Source organism: Clostridium lundense DSM 17049 (assembly GCF_000619945.1).
Classification (GTDB): domain Bacteria; phylum Bacillota; class Clostridia; order Clostridiales; family Clostridiaceae; genus Clostridium_AO; species Clostridium_AO lundense.
In genome coordinates this window covers 25766-45263 of the sequence record NZ_JHVC01000021.1, presented here as the reverse complement: position 1 = coordinate 45263, position 19498 = coordinate 25766, and the positions used below count along the sequence as shown (strand labels likewise).

At 29.7% G+C, this 19498-nt stretch carries 18 protein-coding genes; 2 read left to right on the top strand and 16 right to left on the bottom strand.

What is annotated here, in order from left to right; all coding sequences use genetic code 11:
- Positions 1-33: 33 nt before the first annotated feature.
- Positions 34-486: a DUF3888 domain-containing protein gene (locus tag T514_RS0118610; RefSeq protein WP_027626139.1), complete on the bottom strand. Its 453-nt coding sequence runs from the start codon at positions 484-486 to the stop codon at positions 34-36.
- A gap of 230 nt (positions 487-716) precedes the next feature.
- Between T514_RS0118610 and T514_RS0118605 the strand changes: the two genes are divergently transcribed.
- Complete coding sequence (locus T514_RS0118605) at positions 717-1346, top strand: O-methyltransferase (RefSeq protein ID WP_027626138.1); 630 nt, start codon at positions 717-719, stop codon at positions 1344-1346.
- A 171-nt stretch (positions 1347-1517) separates the two neighbouring features.
- On the opposite strand, the gene T514_RS0118600 is transcribed toward T514_RS0118605, so the two are convergent.
- From T514_RS0118600 to T514_RS0118540, 13 genes are all read right to left on the bottom strand, one after another.
- A complete protein-coding gene (locus T514_RS0118600) occupies positions 1518-2459 on the bottom strand; it encodes a S8/S53 family peptidase (protein WP_027626137.1) in 942 nt (313 codons plus the stop codon).
- 393 nt (positions 2460-2852) lie between these two features.
- Complete coding sequence (locus T514_RS0118595) at positions 2853-3527, bottom strand: class I SAM-dependent methyltransferase (protein ID WP_242850631.1); 675 nt, start codon at positions 3525-3527, stop codon at positions 2853-2855.
- A gap of 261 nt (positions 3528-3788) precedes the next feature.
- Entirely contained in the window at positions 3789-4571 is a 783-nt protein-coding gene (locus tag T514_RS0118590; RefSeq protein ID WP_027626135.1) for an ABC transporter permease, read from the bottom strand.
- Between the two features lie 6 nt (positions 4572-4577).
- Positions 4578-5360, bottom strand: a complete 783-nt coding sequence (locus T514_RS0118585; protein WP_027626134.1) for an ABC transporter permease — start codon at positions 5358-5360, stop codon at positions 4578-4580.
- Positions 5353-6276, bottom strand: a complete 924-nt coding sequence (locus T514_RS0118580) for an ABC transporter ATP-binding protein (protein ID WP_027626133.1) — start codon at positions 6274-6276, stop codon at positions 5353-5355. The genes T514_RS0118585 and T514_RS0118580 overlap by 8 nt, the downstream gene beginning before the upstream one ends.
- A gap of 125 nt (positions 6277-6401) precedes the next feature.
- A complete protein-coding gene (locus tag T514_RS0118575; RefSeq protein ID WP_027626132.1) occupies positions 6402-7340 on the bottom strand; it encodes a sensor histidine kinase in 939 nt (312 codons plus the stop codon).
- 3 nt (positions 7341-7343) lie between these two features.
- Positions 7344-8039: a response regulator transcription factor gene (locus T514_RS0118570; protein WP_027626131.1), complete on the bottom strand. Its 696-nt coding sequence runs from the start codon at positions 8037-8039 to the stop codon at positions 7344-7346.
- 256 nt (positions 8040-8295) lie between these two features.
- Positions 8296-8859 (bottom strand): HD domain-containing protein, encoded by a 564-nt coding sequence (locus T514_RS0118565; RefSeq protein ID WP_027626130.1) that lies wholly within the window; start codon positions 8857-8859, stop codon positions 8296-8298.
- A 124-nt stretch (positions 8860-8983) separates the two neighbouring features.
- On the bottom strand, positions 8984-9733 hold the full coding sequence (locus tag T514_RS0118560) for a GNAT family N-acetyltransferase (protein WP_027626129.1): 750 nt from the start codon (positions 9731-9733) through the stop codon (positions 8984-8986).
- 197 nt (positions 9734-9930) lie between these two features.
- Complete coding sequence (locus T514_RS0118555; protein WP_027626128.1) at positions 9931-10419, bottom strand: hypothetical protein; 489 nt, start codon at positions 10417-10419, stop codon at positions 9931-9933.
- Between the two features lie 70 nt (positions 10420-10489).
- Positions 10490-12214: an ABC transporter ATP-binding protein gene (locus T514_RS0118550; RefSeq protein ID WP_027626127.1), complete on the bottom strand. Its 1725-nt coding sequence runs from the start codon at positions 12212-12214 to the stop codon at positions 10490-10492.
- A 1-nt stretch (position 12215) separates the two neighbouring features.
- Positions 12216-13961 (bottom strand): ABC transporter ATP-binding protein, encoded by a 1746-nt coding sequence (locus T514_RS0118545; protein ID WP_027626126.1) that lies wholly within the window; start codon positions 13959-13961, stop codon positions 12216-12218.
- Positions 13962-14154: 193 nt separating this feature from the next.
- Positions 14155-15150 (bottom strand): helix-turn-helix domain-containing protein, encoded by a 996-nt coding sequence (locus tag T514_RS0118540; protein ID WP_027626125.1) that lies wholly within the window; start codon positions 15148-15150, stop codon positions 14155-14157.
- Positions 15151-15637: 487 nt separating this feature from the next.
- On the opposite strand from T514_RS0118540, the gene T514_RS0118535 reads away from it, so the two are divergent.
- Positions 15638-15973, top strand: a complete 336-nt coding sequence (locus T514_RS0118535) for a CGGC domain-containing protein (RefSeq protein WP_027626124.1) — start codon at positions 15638-15640, stop codon at positions 15971-15973.
- 280 nt (positions 15974-16253) lie between these two features.
- Here the strand turns inward: T514_RS0118535 and T514_RS24955 are convergent, their stop codons facing one another.
- Complete coding sequence (locus T514_RS24955; protein WP_207640953.1) at positions 16254-16709, bottom strand: GNAT family N-acetyltransferase; 456 nt, start codon at positions 16707-16709, stop codon at positions 16254-16256.
- Positions 16710-17433: 724 nt separating this feature from the next.
- Positions 17434-19431 carry an FAD-dependent oxidoreductase gene (locus T514_RS0118525; RefSeq protein ID WP_034869643.1) on the bottom strand — a complete coding sequence of 666 codons (1998 nt, stop codon included), beginning with the start codon at positions 19429-19431 and terminating at the stop codon, positions 17434-17436.
- Between the last annotated feature and the right edge of the window lie 67 nt (positions 19432-19498).

Sequence of the window (19498 nt, the reverse complement as noted above, 5' to 3'; positions counted from 1 at the left end):
ATATTATTAAATATTATTTAACAATGAATTTAACTAATAGTTCTGTTTTAAGTTTTTATAATATTGTTTTAAATAAGGTGGAATAGGAAAACTTTCAACATGCTCATATTTCTCAAGGATAATCTTATTATTCAATACCTTGAATGTAAAATTATCAGTACCGATAGGATTATGTGCTCCCACAAAAGGTTGAACTTGAAGTTTAAAGATAAATATTAGCCCCTCTTGTCCATATATCATTTTCGCATCAATAATCTTTCCATCCTCTAATTGCCATGGCAAATTCATTCCATAATGGTCCTTTATTTCTTTTGTAGTATATCCAGATAACATATTTACTATATAAATTCTATTAACATCTTCTGTTAAAAATGGTGCTACCGAATCATTATTTTTAATCTCTTTAGGTACACCAAAAGCAAATATATAATTCGGATATTGAATCAGTAGTATTACTACTAATAAAATATTTAATATTCTTTTCAAACATATCACCTTCCAAACAGCATAAGCCTTCGATAATAGTTTTCCCTTTAGTAAAATACTTATTTATAGTATATAAAAAGATAACATGTTTTAATTTATAAAATTAATCAAGCTTTTGTAATTTCATTTGATAATTTTAATTATGTTCTTGACACTATTATTACAATATGAATAAAGAAGAAAAAAATGCAAATGATAATTGAATAAGCAAATAAAAGGAGAATTATATTATGGATTTTAATAAAATCAACTTATATATTGATAACCTATACGAACAAAATGCAGAATTAACCAAGAAGGAGTTTATTAATAATATAAAACTAAAAGATTTTATACCTATTGTTGATGATGATGTTATAAGATTTCTAAAATTAGTAGTTCAAGCTACAAAGCCAAGAAGAATTTTAGAAATTGGAACAAGTATAGGATACTCAACTATATACATGGCTAAAATAGTAAAAGAATATGGTGATAAAATAATTACTATTGAATGCGATGAAAAAATTGCAGCTCAAGCCAAACAAAATTTTATTAATGCTGGTGTAGCCGATTTTATTGAATTGAAAATTGGAGATGCAAAAGAAATACTTCCAAATATCAAAGATGAATTTGATTTAATATTCCAAAATGCAGATAAAAAATTATATTCTCTATTATTTAATGACTGTTTGAAAATTTTAAAAACAGGAGGATTACTAGTGGCGGAGGACACACTGTTCCCTGTATTGGATTTAGATGCGAAGTGGCATGACTTGATTAAAACAATTGAGCAGTTTAATCAGATGGTTGTTAATTGTCCTAACCTTGAAAGCACTCTCTTGCCTATTGGTAAAGGTGTTATTATTGCAGTAAAAAAATAAATATGGTGGAGAATAATAATATATAATCAAAAAACAATAAACTTATTATTTATCATCTAACAAAAGATGTGTACTATATTAGATGTGTACTAATATTAGAAGTGAAGCTTATGTGATAAATAAACTCCACTTCTTATTTTATTATTCTTATAACTATAAAATTCTAATTAGCTATTTATAATTTTCTTTTAAGTATGTTACAGCTTTTTCAATATCAGCAACGCTTGGACATTCAAATTCTTTCTCAGTGAAAGGATCTTTAAATGTAGTTTTGTAACTTGTCTTTTTCAATATGTCTTTATAATCACTTGGTGAAAGTGTATTATTAATACCCTTTAATATTGCTACAAAACCACCTATAACTGGTGATGTTGATGATAGTGAAAAATATGGTATATTATTCCCACCACTAATATTATTCTTTGATTTTTCATACTTTTTATAAGTATCTATCCTTAATACATTATAGTCATAGTTTAGTATATTTAAGTCTGGTTGTCTTTGATTATTATTGATCCTACTTGCAGACATACCGTTAGGCCAAATATTATTAGGGTTATCATAATGTATAAAAGTAGTTACAATATTGTTTTTAATAGCCTTATTAACAGCTTCATCAAATCTTTGTCTATTTTTTTCAGATATTGGAGCTTGAGAATATGTTAATATATCAATTTTATGTTCTATAGCCCAGTCTATGGCTTTTATCATTGCTGTAACTTTCTTATCCTCATTACTATCTGCTATATTCATAGCATATACATCACATTCTGGAGCAATTTCTTTCAAAGTAAGTGACATCCAGTAACCATGATCACATGATTTATTAATGGAATCAGAATTGCCTATAAAATCAATCCCCTCTTTATATAGTTCTTTATGATTTTCATAACCAAAATCATGATCTAAAACACCAACTTTAATCCCTTTTCCTTTACTTATACTTTGCGCCTCCTTCACATTATGCAGCGTAAAGTATGTTTCTCTTGAATTGGCATCCTTAAAATCAATATGCCAAGGTTGTCCTTTTAATTTCAAAAATAAAAAACCATTCAATGATATGGAAATCAATAATATTACACTCACTATAAATTTCATAGATTTAAATTTCATTAAAAATATCTCCTTAGTTGCTAATCATTTACCCCTATGTAATAATTTTATTAGATTTGAATAAAAAGTGTATTAACATTTCCTTATAAAATAATTAAGTTTTTCTTAAAAATATCCATAAATGAAACTTTTAATGTAATTTAAATGTATTTTCATAATTTAATGCTATTCCATTACCATAGATATCTGATAAAACTGCTACTTTCATAGAATAATCTCCCTTATTAATTAATCTTCAGGTACTTCATAAAATCTTTGGAGTGCGACGCAAAAACGCTGTAAAATTCAAATTTGAATAATACAGTGTTTCGGTGAATTGCTCATTTTTTTAGCTGTGACGTTAAATTAAAATAGTACGAATTAATCTATTTGTAGAGTATGCTTTCCTTATAACTATTTTTGCCATACTAATAAATATCTCCAAAAGAGTTTGCGTCTAACTTTTGCTGTAGGAATATGTTTTTGTGCTGACGATTTTATCTCATTAATTGTCATATACCTGTCATGTTTACCATGTCTCTCCCAAACTTCTTTTGAATGAGCGTCATCTTTTTGCAACCTACCGTTTTTTATTAAGTTCATAACGATATTAGGAATAATAGCACTACCCCATATAATATAATCACTTAATGATTTGGCTTTTACAAGGTCTAATATAATTAGTTTACCACCTTTTTTAAGTTTATTCTTTGCGAAACATAGTAGCCAGTCATAGGGCAAATGATGTGCTGTTGCTGTTGTTATAATAACATCAAAGCTATTGCTTTCAAATTTCATATCGAGAATATTTTCACAAATATAACTTATATTGTTATTCGGATGTAAGACTTTTGCACTTTCAATCATTTTATCTGCAAGGTCAACTGCAATTACTTTTTGGGATTTCTTTGACAACATAAAGGAAAGTTCACCTTTTCCACAACCTATTTCCAGGCAGGTTTCAACGTTATTTGGTATAAGTTTTATAAGGTGTTCAAAGTAACAATTATTATGATTCCATGTTAGTTCATCGAGTTGTGAAATTTCATTAAAATCATTTTTAACAATGTTATAATCTTCCATCTTCATACCTCGCCTATAAAAATTAATTTTTGCTTCTACATATTTTACTATTTTGACTTTGTTAATAATAATTGTATCATAAATACAATTATAAAAAACCACATTTACCTCCAATAATTTGCTAAACATTTCTGCTTTTTCACCGCATTATTCAGTTATCAAAGAACATTGTTCGTATCTCTAAATTTAGTAGTTACGTTGTATTTTTTTCATACTATATATCCTTTGCTCAATTTTTATCATAATTATATAAACTAAATACCATATTCACCAACCTTTTTTCTTCACTGATTTAGTTTTCTTTTTCACAGATTTTTTAAGCTCTATTCCATTAGATGTTGTCCATATCAAAGCTGCCGAAATAACAATCATAAGTACCATAGTCAAATAGCAAAGAGGTGTGTTGTATGTGACATCAGGGTCATAGGCACGATATTTAATAATTCCTAAGCAAGCTGATATAGGATACAAATTCAATAGTATTTTATGTCCAGCGGCAAACATTCCAATATATCCATAGACAAAGGCACCAATAGTACCTGCTAAAAATCCGTTTTGCAAATGGCTAGTTCCAATAATGATTGGTAACACCGCCAAGTAAAGTAATAAATTAAAAAAGGTAATTTGAATAAAAGATTGTATAAGTAGAGATACTGTAAAACCTGGAAATTCAACAATAAGATTTGATATAATCATAAAAATCCAGCATGCTATTCCAAACACCAATGATAATAAACCAACAACAATAATCTTTCCCATCAATAATTTTTTAAAAGAAATTGGAACGGCCAAGATACTTTTTAACGTATCATCTTTTTGTTCACGGTTAATAATATATCCTGCAATTAAAGTAATGCACATAGGAAAAATAATGGTCATATTATTTTTTATAACCTGCTCGATAAAGTATCTAAAATCCCATACTGACCCATCATTTGCAAGGGATGTAAACAAAGTTAAAAGTACAGATAAAAGCATTAAAACAATGCCTGTCCATATAATAGAATATCGCTTTAATTTCCATAATTCTGTCTTCACTATATGCCACATTTTCTATCATTCCTCCCTTATTCTATATAAACGAACTATTATAAAAATTGATGCTGTTGCCATAATAAATAGTGTAGTTACCACTTGTATAGTGGATGGAATGAGAAATTCAAGCTTTGTTAAATCCATTTTAATGTGCTTTGCCATATTTCCTGCACTCCAAAAGGTAGTTAGTGGATTAGGGAAAATGTGAAGAACTGATTTAGGTAGCACATCATACATAAAAGTAGCACTCATATTTAAAAAGCTATAAAAAACACAAAGTAGGATAGAAAAAATATAGGAACGGCTGAAGAATACAATGACCACAACCAAAGGAAGAGTTCCTGCTGTAGTAAAAATGCCCATTACTACTGAAAACCATAGTTTATACCATATACCATTTACTTCAAATATTATACTTCCACAAACAATGGATGCTACAGTAGATGCAACACAAAATACAATGCTTACTATAAAAAGTACACATATCTTTGCAAAAACCATTTCAGTACTTGAAACTGGAATAGTCCGTAAATTCTTAAAGGTATCATTATCTCGTTCCATAAAAAACAATATAGCTGCAATTGTGCCTAAAATACAAGGAAACAAAAATTGTATTCCAAATCCAATAATTTCATTCCAAAGTGCATCATAAATCTCTGATGGCCCAGAAAATCTTTCTTGTATTGAAGGCTTCATCATAATAAAAGTTAATGGAATAGGAAATAAAAAAGCTGAAGCAATAACAAGCTGAATAAATTTTTTGCGCTTTAATTTCCAAAATTCACATTTTATCAGCTTAAGCAATACCTACACCTCCAGTTACCTTCTTGAAGTAATCCTCCAATGTGTTTTCACAAACATGAGCTTCTGTAATATCAACTCCGTTTTCTATAAAAGTGCGGTTAATAATAGGTAATAATAAATTGGTATCATAAAGTCTTATTCCATGTTCATCTTCCACATGAAAATTTTTCGTATTGAAGCTTCCTTCTAGAATACGAGCCGCCTGTGCTATATCCGATACAATGAAATGAATATATTTACTGTTTTTACCTTCAAGTTCTTCAAGACTTTCTTCTTCCAAAAGAACTCCATTATCAATAATACCAATATCATCAGCTAACAGAGCAATTTCTGATAATATATGACTAGAAATCAATATGGTTTTTCCTCTTTCCTCAGAGAGCTTACGAATAAATGAACGTACTTCTGCAATTCCAATAGGATCTAATCCATTTATAGGTTCATCTAATATTAATAATTCTGGATCATGCATTACTGCTAAAGCTATGGCAAGACGTTGCTTCATCCCAAGTGAATATTGAGAATACAACTTTTTATCCCTATATGGAAGACTCACCAACTCCAATGCATTTTCAATGGCATTTCTTTTGGGAATCCCCCTTAGCTCTGCAAAAATCTTTAGATTTTCTGTTCCTGTTAAATTAGGATAAAATCCAGGTGATTCAATTAGACTGCCAATACGTGGTAAAATCTTTTTTTCATTGGTTCTAATATCTTTTCCAAAAATATGAACTTCACCAGAGGTTGGTTTTGCTAAGTTTAAAAGCATTTTCATAGTTGTGGTTTTCCCCGCTCCATTACGCCCTAGCAAACCATAAATTCGCCCTTTACGTACATGCATATTAAGATTATTTACGCTTTTTTGATCTCCATACTGTTTTGTTAGTCTATTAGTTTCAATAATAAAATCACTCATATATAAAAGCCTCCTGTGTTTTAATGATTTAATACTACCATCCTAGTCTTACATTAACCTTGTGTTAACCTTGCATTAACCTTGCATTTTAAAAAATAAAAAACCCTGCATTAAACAGAGCTTTTTTAGGAGGCTAGTGGAAATTTAATAGTAAACTTAGTTCCTTTATTTTCCTCACTTTCTACTGTAATGGTGCCATCCATTTTCATAACCAGTTTATGTACAATAGAAAGTCCTAACCCGCTGCCTTTTTGAGAACGTGCTTTATCACACTTATACAAGCGTTCAAAAATATGATCTAAATCATGTTGTGCAATACCTTTTCCATTATCAGCCACACAAACTTTTACATGACTCTCTAAACGGTGAATATTTACTTCTATGCAAGATGCCTTACTGTGAGATACCACATTTTGAATTAAGTTATTCATTATGCGGCTATAAGCATTCATATCAATTTGGATTATGTTTTTCTGTTCAGGAATATCAATTTCAAAATCTAAGGCTTTATCTTCAAAAACAGTTATCCAATCCTTTAAGATGTTTCGTGTTACTTCTGAAATCTCTACATCCTGTTTGGTAAAAGTTTCTTCATTTGAATTCAGCTTGAACCATTGAAATAACATATCCACATATTCTTTCATATCATAAGCTTTTAGTCTTGCAGTTTCAAGATATTGTTCCTTTTCATCACCAGTAACAATATCTTTTTTCACTGCATCCAGATACCCTATTAAAGTTGTTAAGGGAGTACGCACATCATGAGAAAGACTAGTCATTAATTGTTTATTAGTTTCACTAGCTTTTTTTAAATCTATAATTTCCTCTTGGTAATTATAAATGATTTCATTGATTTTATAACTAATTTTAGCTGTTATATCATTTGAGGTAACAAGGATTTTATGATTAAAGTTTCCTTGAGAAATATCATCTAAAACTTCTGAAACACCTTCTAGTTTTAATTTCATAACATGAAATTTTCTCAGAAGAATAACTGAAAATATAATAAAAAAAACTGCTATTAAAAACAAAGCAATTATTATGCTTGAATTTATATTTTCCATAAGCTACACCTCACGATTAAATCTATATCCAACCCCTTTTACTGTTTGAATGTAGGTTGGATGACTGGAATCTGGTTCAATTTTTTTACGAAGTCTACTGATTATTGCCATAATATTGCTATCATCATAGGCATACTGTTCTTTCCAAACTTCTTCGTAAATCTGTTGTTTTGTAAGGATTTTCCCTTGATTTCTTGCACAATAACTAAGTATATCAAATTCTTTTGCAGGCAATTCTATTTTCTCATCATTAACTGTAACTATTCGGCTATCTAATTCAATTATTAAACCTTTAAATGAAAGCTTGTCCTGCCCTTTTTCCTCACTTGAATTGAGTATGGTATATCTACGGATTAGTGAAACCACACGAGCAATAAATTCCTCGATGTTAAATGGCTTTGTTAGATAATCATCTGCACCAATACGAAGCCCATAAACTTTATCGCTATTTTCTGTTTTGGAAGTTAACATCAAAACAGGCACACTACTTACTTCACGGATTTTTTTCAATGCTTCAAAGCCATCCATATCTGGCATCATTACATCTAATACAATTAGCTGAAAATCCATTTGAGAAATTTTAGCTAGTCCATCTTTACCTGAATAACAAACTTCCCCATCCATATTATTTTTTGTGATACACTTTTTCAAAAGAGTACAAAGCTCTTTATCATCATCAATAACTAAAACTTTATTCAAAATTCCACCTTCTTTATTATACAATTTCATGCTAAAATGCAGATTATTTATAGGACAATTATAACATTAATTTGAATAATTGCTATTTACCAAATTGTATTCCATATATCAATCCAATGTTTTTTCAGCTACCTGTCCTCAAGTAAAAAATACCGTATATCATTTTGAATAATACGGTATTTTTTTACTATTTTTAATTTAATTTTCCTTATCTCTTAAAGGATCTAACCAACAAACTGATATTTATCGCAGAGTTTTACTTTGCTTCATCAATTTTTTTGATGGTATCTTCACGAACAGCTTGTCTTAAAGATTTTAAATAATCGGAGAACGCAACCTTATCATCTGCGTAGGTTAGATTGAGTTCAAATTCTTTTGGAATCCAAGTAGACAAGTCGGACACATTGTGCTGAATCAATGCTTCAAGGCCATCAATTGCTTTATAAATCTGAGCTTCAACTGTTTTACGCTCTGCCATTTCCTCATAAAGTTCTCGCATTTCTACTGCATATTCCTCTGGTAAGGAATGAACCCAGCTATACAGCAGATTTTCTTCAATCAGCTCGTGGTCTAGGTTCTTTTCAAAAGTAGGAATATCTCCAGTAAAACATTCTCCCAAGTCGTGAATAATACACATTCTGATAACCTTATCCATGTCAGCTTCAGGAAACTCATCCCTCATAAAGAAAGCCATCAAGGTCATCATCCAACTATGTTCTGCAACACTCTCATGTCTGCCTTTGGAAGTATAGCAATGGCGAGTTGTATCTTTCAGCTTTTCGGCGACCAATAATGCATCCAATAATTTTCTTGCTTCCATATTCATTCCCCCTACAAATTCTAATTTAACAAACCTTATAGCTATATCTCCATCATACATTCAGGTGATACTTCTTTTTAATAGACAATCCTAATTATCAAAAGAAAAACCCAAAATTGTATTCTCATTTCTTGAGTATTCTCTCTAAACTTCCGATATCTAATAAATTCACCGTCTCAAATTTTCCTTTATAAAACACAGCATAGTTATTAAAAACACAAGGTAATTCCTTTGCTTTTTCTAGTATATCCACTTGAATTAAAGATACGGGAACATCATTCATTTCACAATACTGTTTTATCTTCTCAATGTTTTGATAGATATAAGGGCATTGCATATCATAATAAATTATTAAATCTTTACATTCAATTTCTTGTTTTTTAGCATTTTGTGTGAACTTTGGTGTTGTTCCATCAAAAGAAAGTGCAAGCAGTTCATATCCATTATCCGTAGTATCAACAACCTCAAAACCAAACTTCTTCACAAATGATTGATCAGAAAGCCAATGTTTTTGTTTCTTTGCTCCGAGCATGCAAATGCCTGATTTACCCTTTTCTCTTGCATCTGCCAAACAATACTCCATTAGTGATTTTCCATACCCTTTTCCTTTATAACTACCGGAAACCCATAAGCAATATATATAGTAATAGTTATCACCAGTTATAGGAACCCAAGCTGTTTCAAGAGGAGCATATTCAATAAAAACTGTTGCCTTTTCATTTAACTTTCTAAAAACATGCCCTTCATTTAGTCTATCAGAAAGCCATTGTCGTTTTTCGTCAATACCTTGATGGGGTTTTTTACTGCGTATAATACAGCATAAATGTTCATTAGCAAGATTTTCTTTTGTTAAGGTAACAAAATCAGTACACATATTTTAATTTTCCTCTCTTACAAATTTCTAATTTATCAGGTAGTTTAATAAATAACTAACTCACATAATAATACAATTATAATTTAACTATAACATATTTTACAAATACCGTAAAATTCAAGTTTGAATAATACAGTGTTTTTATAAATCATTCATTTTTTAATTGAAAATATTAAATATGAAAATCCCATATCATTTTATCCTTTTATTATAATACAGCTATAAATTACATGATTCTTACTTTTCCAATCATACATTCGCTTTATGTTGTCTAAACCAATTTCTTCATAATCGCAAATAATAGGTTTAATTTTCTGCTTGTCATCAAGCCATATTGACCATAATTCAAGTTTTTGTCCTTCTATAATGTTTTCTTTTAAATATTCTAGAAGTTGATTTGCACGAGATTCTGTATACCTGAAATATACTGAGTATATAAATGTCCTTTTTGTATACCATCTTACATTTTTTTCATATGCAGTACCCTTTGCAATAACTAATTCGCCTAAATCATCCTCGTTATCAACAATCATTACTTTATCATCTGGATTCATTCTTTCCCAAGGAACTAGTTCATGCGGTTTTATACCTAATTTAATTGCTTCTCTCACAGTAATAATTTTCTCTTTTGAGTTATCTAACTCTGGCAATTCATAATCAGTTGCAATAAAAGAATATGCGCTCATGTAATCACTTCCTAGTATAAATAATTTTTATAGCTTACTCTATTCTCTAAAAAAAGTGTATCATACTTTTTTATATTGCCCAGTTTTGTGCTCTTTCCATTTCATTGTACATATTGTAATATCTCTTTTTATTTTTTATTAATTTTTCATGACTGCCCCTTTCTTCTATACAGCCTTCATTTAACACTATAATTTGATCTGCATCTTTTATAGTGTTTAGTCTATGAGCTATTACTATTACAGTTTTATTTGTCGTAAGTTTTTTTATGGCTTTTCTAATTTCAAACTCATTATCTGCATCTAAAGAAGCAGTAGCTTCATCTAAAAGAACTATAGGTGCATCTTTTAATATTGCCCTTGCTATAGATATTCTTTGTTTTTCTCCTCCTGATAAAGTTGATCCACCTTCTCCTACCATAGTGTCATATTTATCTTCTAGTTTCTCTATAAATTCATGACAATTTGCAATTCTTGCTGCTTCTATTACCTCTTCTCCTGTGGCATTAAGGTTCCCTAACTTTATATTATTGTATATAGTATCATTTAAAAGATACACGTCCTGAAACACCATACTTATATGCTTTAATAATGAATCTGGATTTATATTACTTATATCCTGCCCACCTATTTTTATTGTTCCAATGCTTGCATCCCAAAATCTAGCTATAAGACTTGTTATTGTAGTTTTTCCTGATCCAGAAGGTCCTACTAACGCTGTCATAGTCCCTTCCTTGGCATTAAAGCTTAAATTATTAATAGTATTTTCTCCTTCTTCATATTCAAAACTAACATTATCAAACTGTATATCATAATTTTTAAAATTTACCTCTTCATATTTGTAACTCATCTCTGAATGATTATAAATTCCTCTTAATTTTTCTGTTGCAAGCTTAAGATATCTAAATTCTCCATATTGAGCTGCAAAAGCTCTTATTATATTTGTAAGTGCCATATTTATTATAATAAATGTTAAAAACTCTTTTTTACCAATGCTGCCTGATCCAAACTTTGCTGTTCCTATAATAAGTAATATAGGAAAACTTAAATCTACCATTATCTGAAACACAAGTACAAAAGGAGTGATTGAAACTTCTGTTCTTATACTTTCTCTTTTTAAATCTCTAAAGGATTTTTCAAGTCTTTCAAATTTTTCCCCAACTAAATTATGAGATTTAAACACTTGTATTCCACTAAGATATTCAACCATTCTTGATATAACTTCGTTCATTACTATCTTCTTTTCTTTACCTACTTTAGCAACCCTGCGTCCTCCTGCTAAAATAATAGGTATAGCTGCAAGTACAATCCCTAGCTGAATAATAGCTAACTGAGTATCAATAAAAAATGTTATTATAAGAAGATAAGCACTAAGAGCCACTGTTTTTATTAAATCACTGGTATTGTGAGTTATTATTTTTTCAAAATCCTGCAAATCATTGGTCATTATATTAGATAAACTTCCTATACTGTTTTTATTAAAAAATCCTAAATTTATATTTCTAATATGGTCTCCTAATGATATACGCATACTCTCAATACCCCTTGCTCCTCTAGCCTGTATACCTGTATATCCCATAGCATTAATTATAGCTCTGGCTATAAAAGCTATTACCATTACAATAGTATAATTTTTAATTTTAGGGAAACTTAACTGAGAGCTAATTAAATCCAGAAGTACAAAATATAACATTGAATAAAAAAACATATTAAACAAACTATCTATAGTTAATAAAATTATAGGTTTTCTAAGCTTTTTACTGTGATCCCCAAACAATATCTTTATATCCTGTAACATACTACTCCCCTCCTACTGCCTTTGCTAATTCATAATCATACATGTCCCAAAGATGTCTATATAATCCTTTTTTATTCATCAGATAATTATGCTTTCCTTGTTCTATAATTTTCCCTTCATCTAAAACTACAATTTTATCTGCATTCTTTATGGTATACAATCTATGAGCTATGATTATAGCTGTTTTGCCCTTTAATAAGTTCCTAAGAGCTTCTTGTATTTTACTTTCATTTTCTATATCAGAATAAGAAGTAACTTCATCTAAAATTACAATAGGACTATTTTTTAATATTGCCCTGGCAATAGAAATTCTTTGCTTTTCTCCTCCACTAAGTTTAATTCCATTTTCTCCAAGGGATGTATCATATCCATCTGGTAAGCTCATTATAAAATCATGGATTTGTGCCTCTTTACTAGCTTCAATAACCTGATCCATAGTTTTATTAGAACCCATTCTAATATTTTCTAATATTGTATCTTGGAGCATAAATACATCTTGAAATACAAAGGATACCTTATCCATAAGTTCTTCCATTTTAATGTCCTTTAAGTCTATACCATCTATAGTAATGCTTCCCTTATCCACGTCCCAGAACCTTCCTAGCAATTGACCTAATGTGGTCTTTCCTGAACCTGAAGGCCCTACTAAAGCAACTACATTTTTAGGTTCTATAGTTAAGGATAGATTTTTTATAACTTCCTCTTTATCATATTTAAATGTAACATTGTTAAACTGTATTTTTCCATTGATTTTTTCATTTAGATTCCTGCTGCCCTCTACCTGTATAGGCTGATCCAAAATATCTCTTACCTTTCCAGCTCCTTCTAGAAGCATTGAAAATGATACTCCAAATTCTAATAATTGTTTAAAAGAAGTAAGGAAATTTGAACTTAATATTAAGAATAATAAATAGGTAGATACATTTATACTTCCTTTTAAAAACATTATTCCTCCAATTGGAATCATAAATAAAAGTCCTGAATCTATGAGAACTAAAAATACTGCATAGGCAGGTGAACTTTCCTTAGTCATCTTAACCCAGTAATCTGCATATTCTTTTGTGATATCTTTATAATTCTTAAAGGATTTTGCAGATAAATTAAAGGCTTTCATTACATTCATTCCATTTATATATTGAATAATAGTAGAATTAAGCTTTTGAATTAAATAATGATAATGCTCCATTCTTTCATTCATAGCCTTAAACATACCTATTTGGCTTATAATTCCTAAAATAATAGGAATAAATAAAACTAAAGCCAGTCTCCAATCCAAATATATAAGATAACTTATAATTATAATAGGAGTTACGGCTGCTGAAGATAAATCTGGAATTTGATGTGCTATAAAGTTTTCTAACTTTTCTATATCCTCATTTATGGTTTTTTTAACTTCTCCTAAAGTATGACCTGTAAAAAATCCCATATTAAGCTTTGACATATGATTTATAGCTTTCATTCTCAGTTCATAAAGTATAGTAAAGGCTGCTATATGAGAAAATACTCCTGACAGTAAAAACACAGCCATCCTAATTACTACAATAACACCTACAGTTATAGCCATAGATTTAATTCTTTCATAATCTACTGTATTCTTAAAAAGCTCTAATACTATATTATACATAAGTATATATGGTACTATAGAAAGCAGTGAACTTATTACGCTAAATAAAGCAGATAAATATAGTTTAAATTTTTCCTTACCAGATATCTCTAAAAGAAATCCTAAATTTGATTGTTTTTTCATAATTACCCCCCTTAACAAATTAAAATTTAATAAATAATAAACATGTATAATTTTTTCATCATTTATTATTTCCGTAAATTCTTATGATATCATTATAATTGATAATGATTATCATTATCTACTCCAAAAAGTAAAAAAATGCTCCAAAAAACAAAAATCTATGATTTTAGTAAATTGGAAACATTTTATTGGATTATTTACTAATATTCAATTTTCTATATTTTAATGGGGTAATATCATTATATTGTTTAAATACACTGGCAAACTTACTTGGATTTTCATATCCTATTTCATTTGCAACTTCTAAGATTGTCATATCTGTGTTTTTTAATAGCTGTTTTCCCTTTTCAATTCTTAGTTTTTTTATATATTCATAAACTGTATCTCCTGTTATATTTTTAAATTCCTCTTGCAATTTATATATGCTTATATCCAAACTAGAAGCTAACTCTTTAACAGAGGGTGTATTTTGAAGACTTTTACTTATTATTTCTTTAGAGGCAATTATAATTTCTGTTTCTTTTTTAGTCGAATCTTTTAAAGATTTTTTATTGCACTTCTCTCCAAAAAATGTGGCTAAAAGCTCCATAACTTTTAGCTTTAGTTTCATATAGTCTAACATATTGTTTACTACCATACTATCTATTTCTTCTGCTATTTTTTTTATTTCACAACTAGCATTTTCAATGACTAATATATCTCCTTTAAATATTTCATTTATATTATTTTGCCAGTCTATTATTATTTTGTCTTCCCATATTGGATTTATAACATTTTTAATTGTATTAAAGTTCATATGAACAGATACAGTCTTACAGTTATCGTATTTGAATTTAAAATAATCTACATCATTTAATCCTTTATAAATACAAATCTGTCCTTCCTTGAATGCATATTTTTTCTTATGTGGAAAAGTCATAATTTCCCCAGTTCCACTATAACAGTAGCTTATTTCTAAAATATCATCTTCATATATACTATTATCAAAATGTGTATCTGCTTTATACATATGAAATATGGAAAGCTCCACTCCATCTTCTATCTTCATTCTAGAAAAATTCCCCATGCCAAATTTTTCACCGATAATGTATTTCTTTCCTAAAATCTCATCTGAGGTTTTACACCCAAACTCTTCTTCAATATATTTGCAATATCTATCTATAATGTCTTTTTCAACTCCCAAAACCATCCCCCCAATTTATTAGTTGAAAATTGAGAATGGAGAGTTGAGAATGATTGAATCTTTTCTTTTCAGAAAAGCCTTTAATTATATTTTTTAGCTTACTCACAAAAAAGATTTTTTAACTTTCCACTTTCAATTCTCAATTATCTTAAACTATCAATTTTCCATTTGATAAAAGTTCTCAACTAAGTACTATATATTCAGTTTACCATTTTAATAGTATTTATCCTATACTCAAATATTCTTTTTTAGAATTTAGTTTATTAAAATACAGCATTTTCATATAGTTTCGTGATTAAAATCATCTACAGAAAATCTCTTTTATGATAAAATAGTGTTTATAATAAATGATAAAATTAAGCATTCAAGATCATTCGCTAAAAAACTAATAAGTAATAAAGCATAATCTGAGTTATGATTTTCTAAAATGAAATGAGGTGAATTTTAGTGGGAGTTTTGTACTTACTGTACACCCTCCCATTAAAGATAATTAATGAAAAAAATAGGTATTATCAACTGTTTAGAAGTATCTAAGAGATGTTCTGGTTCTGGATGTTTTAAGGCTTTCAATAATAAATCTGGTTCCTTTGAAAAATACACAGAGGAAGATTCTGAATTATTAAGTTTTATACAATGTAATGGGTGTACTGATAATTCAGTTAAAGAACTATTAATAAAAGCAGAAGATTTAAAAAAACTTGGGGTAACTACAATACATTTATCTTCTTGTATTAGATCTAAATGTCCTTGGTACAATGAATTTATAGAAGAACTTTCAAAAGACTTTCAAGTAGAAGGATATACTCATGAAAAAAAGGGAAAGAGATAGCGGCTTTCTTAAAAATATATAAGCAGCAAAGCTGTATCCAACAGATATTGATAGCTATTTAGAATACAAAAGTCCTTGTATTCTTCAAATTTATAAGAAAATTGGATTAGAAAAGGCCAGGTAATGGAATTAAGTTCCATTACTTGGCCTGCTTTTACACGTATCTCGGCTGTACCCCGAAATTATTTTATCCCATGACTACTCGCTCTAATACTCCCATCTTCTTTAAAGTGAGAGTAAAAACTCCTTCTAAAACCAAGAATTCTGTTTATGCCACCTATCATAATTGAGTATCGGTAATATGTTTTTCCTTATACGGGAACTGTTTTTCGAAAATGTTCAATTCTTCATCATCTACTTCAAAAACAGAATCCTCATAGTACTTACCTGAAATTCCTTTAAGCGAACCTTCATACAACTCAAGTACCATGAATGCTTGAAAATTGACACCCCAAGATGTTTGAATATTATATTTCTCAGCATTTTCAAAACCAAAGCGATGATAATAGTCTGGATTACCAAAAATAATAATTGCTTTATAGCCTAATATTCTTGCAACATTAATAGAATGCTGTATAAGTAAAGTTCCAATACCTTTACCTTGATAAGAAGACAATACTCCAAGAGGACCCATGCACAAAACTTGAAACTCTTCATTATCTTCATTAATTATCTTTGCTTTTGAGTAAATAATATTACCAATAGTTACTTCTCCATCACACGCGATAAAATCCAACTCTGGAATAAATGAACACACTTTTCTAATCTAATTGATATATTCATTTTTAATATACTCCTTTGATATGTCATTTTTCCTTTTAACCAATTTTATCCGACGGCTAACATCCGTAACACTCCCATCACACTTTGTGAAAGCGATTCACATAAAATCAAAGATTTTGGTTCTCTGCTTTTCTTTAAGTGGGAGATATTAGAACTCTTGAGCTTCAGCGATTTAGAGTTCCTATGCTGTGCATAACGGCTGACACGCCCCTGGATAAGTTCTTCTAAGACTCAGATGGAGAGAGGTATTCCTCATAAGCAAACTCCACCTAAGTCTAAGAATCACTTGATGGTGATAAAAGAATAACACGCAAAGTTATAATATATGTTCAAATAGTATCTTTGGTGTGTTATTCAAAAACCAACCTTGATACATTGCTCTTTTTATTCATCACGAAAACACTTACTCTCTTTACATAATATAAATGATTACGAAACAAGTATTAAAATACTGATTTTTGTTTCCTCCATTTAAATATTTTTTGCAATAGCCTTGCGGAAGAAAACAAAAAGTAGATATAGCAAAACTATATCTACTGAATAATCTATATATAGGTTCAGTTTGATATCTTCTGCAAGGCATTTTTTAGGTATACAAAATAAAAGTAATTTCTTACTTTTTTACCTGTAAAAATAAATGCTCATTACAGAACCACTGACAAACAGACACCACCTTTTTAAATATCTTTTGCTATTTCATAGGCATCCCATACAGCACTCATTATGTTATTAGCATGCCTTGCATCACCTATCACATAGGTTTCATAAGATTTATTTTTAATTTCATCATATAGTTTATTCTCATTTTTGTAACCTACTGCAATAACTACAGTATCTGCTCTCAATTCTTCCTTTTTAAAGTCTTTATTTATTATTTGTACTCCATTATCTGTAACTTTTAGAGCACTGCTATTTGTAACTACATTTACATTATTGAATTTCAAAAGATCAATAAGCATTATTCTATTCATATGTGGCATAGGTACTCCACTGGAAATAAGTATATCTGAAAGAGCTTCTACTACGGTTACTTTCTTTCCTTTTTGAGCAAGCCATAAAGCAGTTTCACAACCTACTAATCCTCCACCAATAACTACAATTTTATCTCCTGCTTTATTCATGCCTAAAAGAACATCTTCTGCTAAAACTACTTTTTCCTTATCTATTCCTTCAATATTTGGTTTAATAGCCTTTGAGCCTGTTGCTACAAATACCACATCTGGAGTTTGGCTTTGGATTAATTCTTCATCTACTTCTTTATTTTTTAATACGCTTACCTTTAATTCACTTAATTCATTTTCATACCATACCATTAATTTTCTATCCGTTTCTTTAAATTCTGGAGTTGATGCTGGAATAACGTGTCCACCTAATCTATCTGTTTTTTCATATAATGTGACCTCATGCCCTCTAAGTGCAGATACTCTTGCTGCTTCCATTCCTGCAATTCCTCCACCTACTACTAAAACCTTCTTTTTATTGTATGCAGGTGTTATAGCATATTCCTTTTCACGTCCTGTAACAGGATTTACAGCACAGGAAAGACGTCTTCCTGCAAACATTCTTCCCATACATCCATCATGACATGCTATACATGGACGAATTCTTTCTTCCTGTCCTTTCATTACTTTTTCTGGCCAATATGGATCAGCTAGTAATCCTCTTCCTATGCCAACCATGTCTAACTTCCCATCATTTAATGCCTTTTCTGCTAACTCTGGTATTTCCATTCTTCCTGCTACTATTACAGGAACTTTAACCACTTGTTTTAGTTTCTTAGTAAATGGGAGATAACATCCATGTTCTAAATAAATAGGTGGATGAGCCCAATACCAAGCATCATAAGTTCCACAGTCAGCATCAAAAGCATCATATCCTGCTTCTTCTAATATTTTAGCTGCTTCTAATCCTTCTTCTAAGTCACGTCCTAATTCTTTGAAATTTTCTTTTGGAAGTCCGCCTTGTCTCCAATCCTTTATATAACTTTTTATACTGTATCTTAATCCTACTGGAAAATCATTTCCTGCAGTTTTCTTAATCTCTTTAACTATTTCTATTGGTAAAGTTAATCTTCCTCTTAAATCTCCACCATATTTATCTGTTCTTCTATTAAATACTGAAAGTGTAAATTGGTCAAGAAGGTATCCCTCGTGCACTGCATGTATTTCCATTCCATCAAAGCCTGCTTCTTTTGCTATATGTGCAGCTTCACCAAATCTTTTAACCATAGTCTCAACTTCTTCAGTTGTAAGTTCTCTACATGTAACAGAAGGATCCCAATAATTTGGTATTGCTGACGGAGCCACTGCCTGACAATCTAAAAATGCTGGTGCAGCACTGCGTCCAAGTCCCATAGTTATTTGAATAAATATTTTTGCCCCATAAGAATGAACCTTTTCCGTAAGCTCTGAAGATGTTTGTATAAAATGTACTGGATTCAATGTAATACATGGAAAACTTGGCATCTTAAGTTTTTCTATTTCATTTTCTACCTTTACAGCTCCAGTTATAATAAGACCAGTACCGCCTTTTGCCCTCTCTACATAATAGTCTATAGCTCTTTGAGAAAAACATCCATCTTCTGTAATAAGCCCTAAATTAGCCATAGGAACCATAGCAATTCTATTCTTTATCTCTACTTTTCCTATTTTTATTGGCTGAAAAATCTTGTTCATAAGTTTAATCCTCCCATTTTCTTTTTAATTAACTTTGGTGAATTATTTTTCACTTACTCTTATATTT

Bases quoted from the DNA above. Each gene is read 5' to 3' on its own strand.
- T514_RS0118580 (WP_027626133.1), bottom strand. From the start codon at position 6,276: ATGAGTGATTTTATTATTGAAACTAATAGACTAACAAAACAGTATGGA.
- T514_RS0118595 (WP_242850631.1), bottom strand. From the start codon at position 3,527: ATGAAGATGGAAGATTATAACATTGTTAAAAATGATTTTAATGAAATT.
- T514_RS0118545 (WP_027626126.1), bottom strand. From the start codon at position 13,961: ATGAAAAAACAATCAAATTTAGGATTTCTTTTAGAGATATCTGGTAAG.
- T514_RS0118575 (WP_027626132.1), bottom strand. From the start codon at position 7,340: ATGGAAAATATAAATTCAAGCATAATAATTGCTTTGTTTTTAATAGCA.
- T514_RS0118565 (WP_027626130.1), bottom strand. From the start codon at position 8,859: ATGGAAGCAAGAAAATTATTGGATGCATTATTGGTCGCCGAAAAGCTG.
- T514_RS0118605 (WP_027626138.1), top strand. From the start codon at position 717: ATGGATTTTAATAAAATCAACTTATATATTGATAACCTATACGAACAA.
- T514_RS0118560 (WP_027626129.1), bottom strand. From the start codon at position 9,733: ATGTGTACTGATTTTGTTACCTTAACAAAAGAAAATCTTGCTAATGAA.
- T514_RS0118600 (WP_027626137.1), bottom strand. From the start codon at position 2,459: ATGAAATTTAAATCTATGAAATTTATAGTGAGTGTAATATTATTGATT.
- T514_RS0118535 (WP_027626124.1), top strand. From the start codon at position 15,638: ATGAAAAAAATAGGTATTATCAACTGTTTAGAAGTATCTAAGAGATGT.
- T514_RS0118555 (WP_027626128.1), bottom strand. From the start codon at position 10,419: ATGAGCGCATATTCTTTTATTGCAACTGATTATGAATTGCCAGAGTTA.
- T514_RS0118590 (WP_027626135.1), bottom strand. From the start codon at position 4,571: ATGTGGCATATAGTGAAGACAGAATTATGGAAATTAAAGCGATATTCT.
- T514_RS0118550 (WP_027626127.1), bottom strand. From the start codon at position 12,214: ATGTTACAGGATATAAAGATATTGTTTGGGGATCACAGTAAAAAGCTT.
- T514_RS0118525 (WP_034869643.1), bottom strand. From the start codon at position 19,431: ATGAACAAGATTTTTCAGCCAATAAAAATAGGAAAAGTAGAGATAAAG.
- T514_RS0118540 (WP_027626125.1), bottom strand. From the start codon at position 15,150: ATGGTTTTGGGAGTTGAAAAAGACATTATAGATAGATATTGCAAATAT.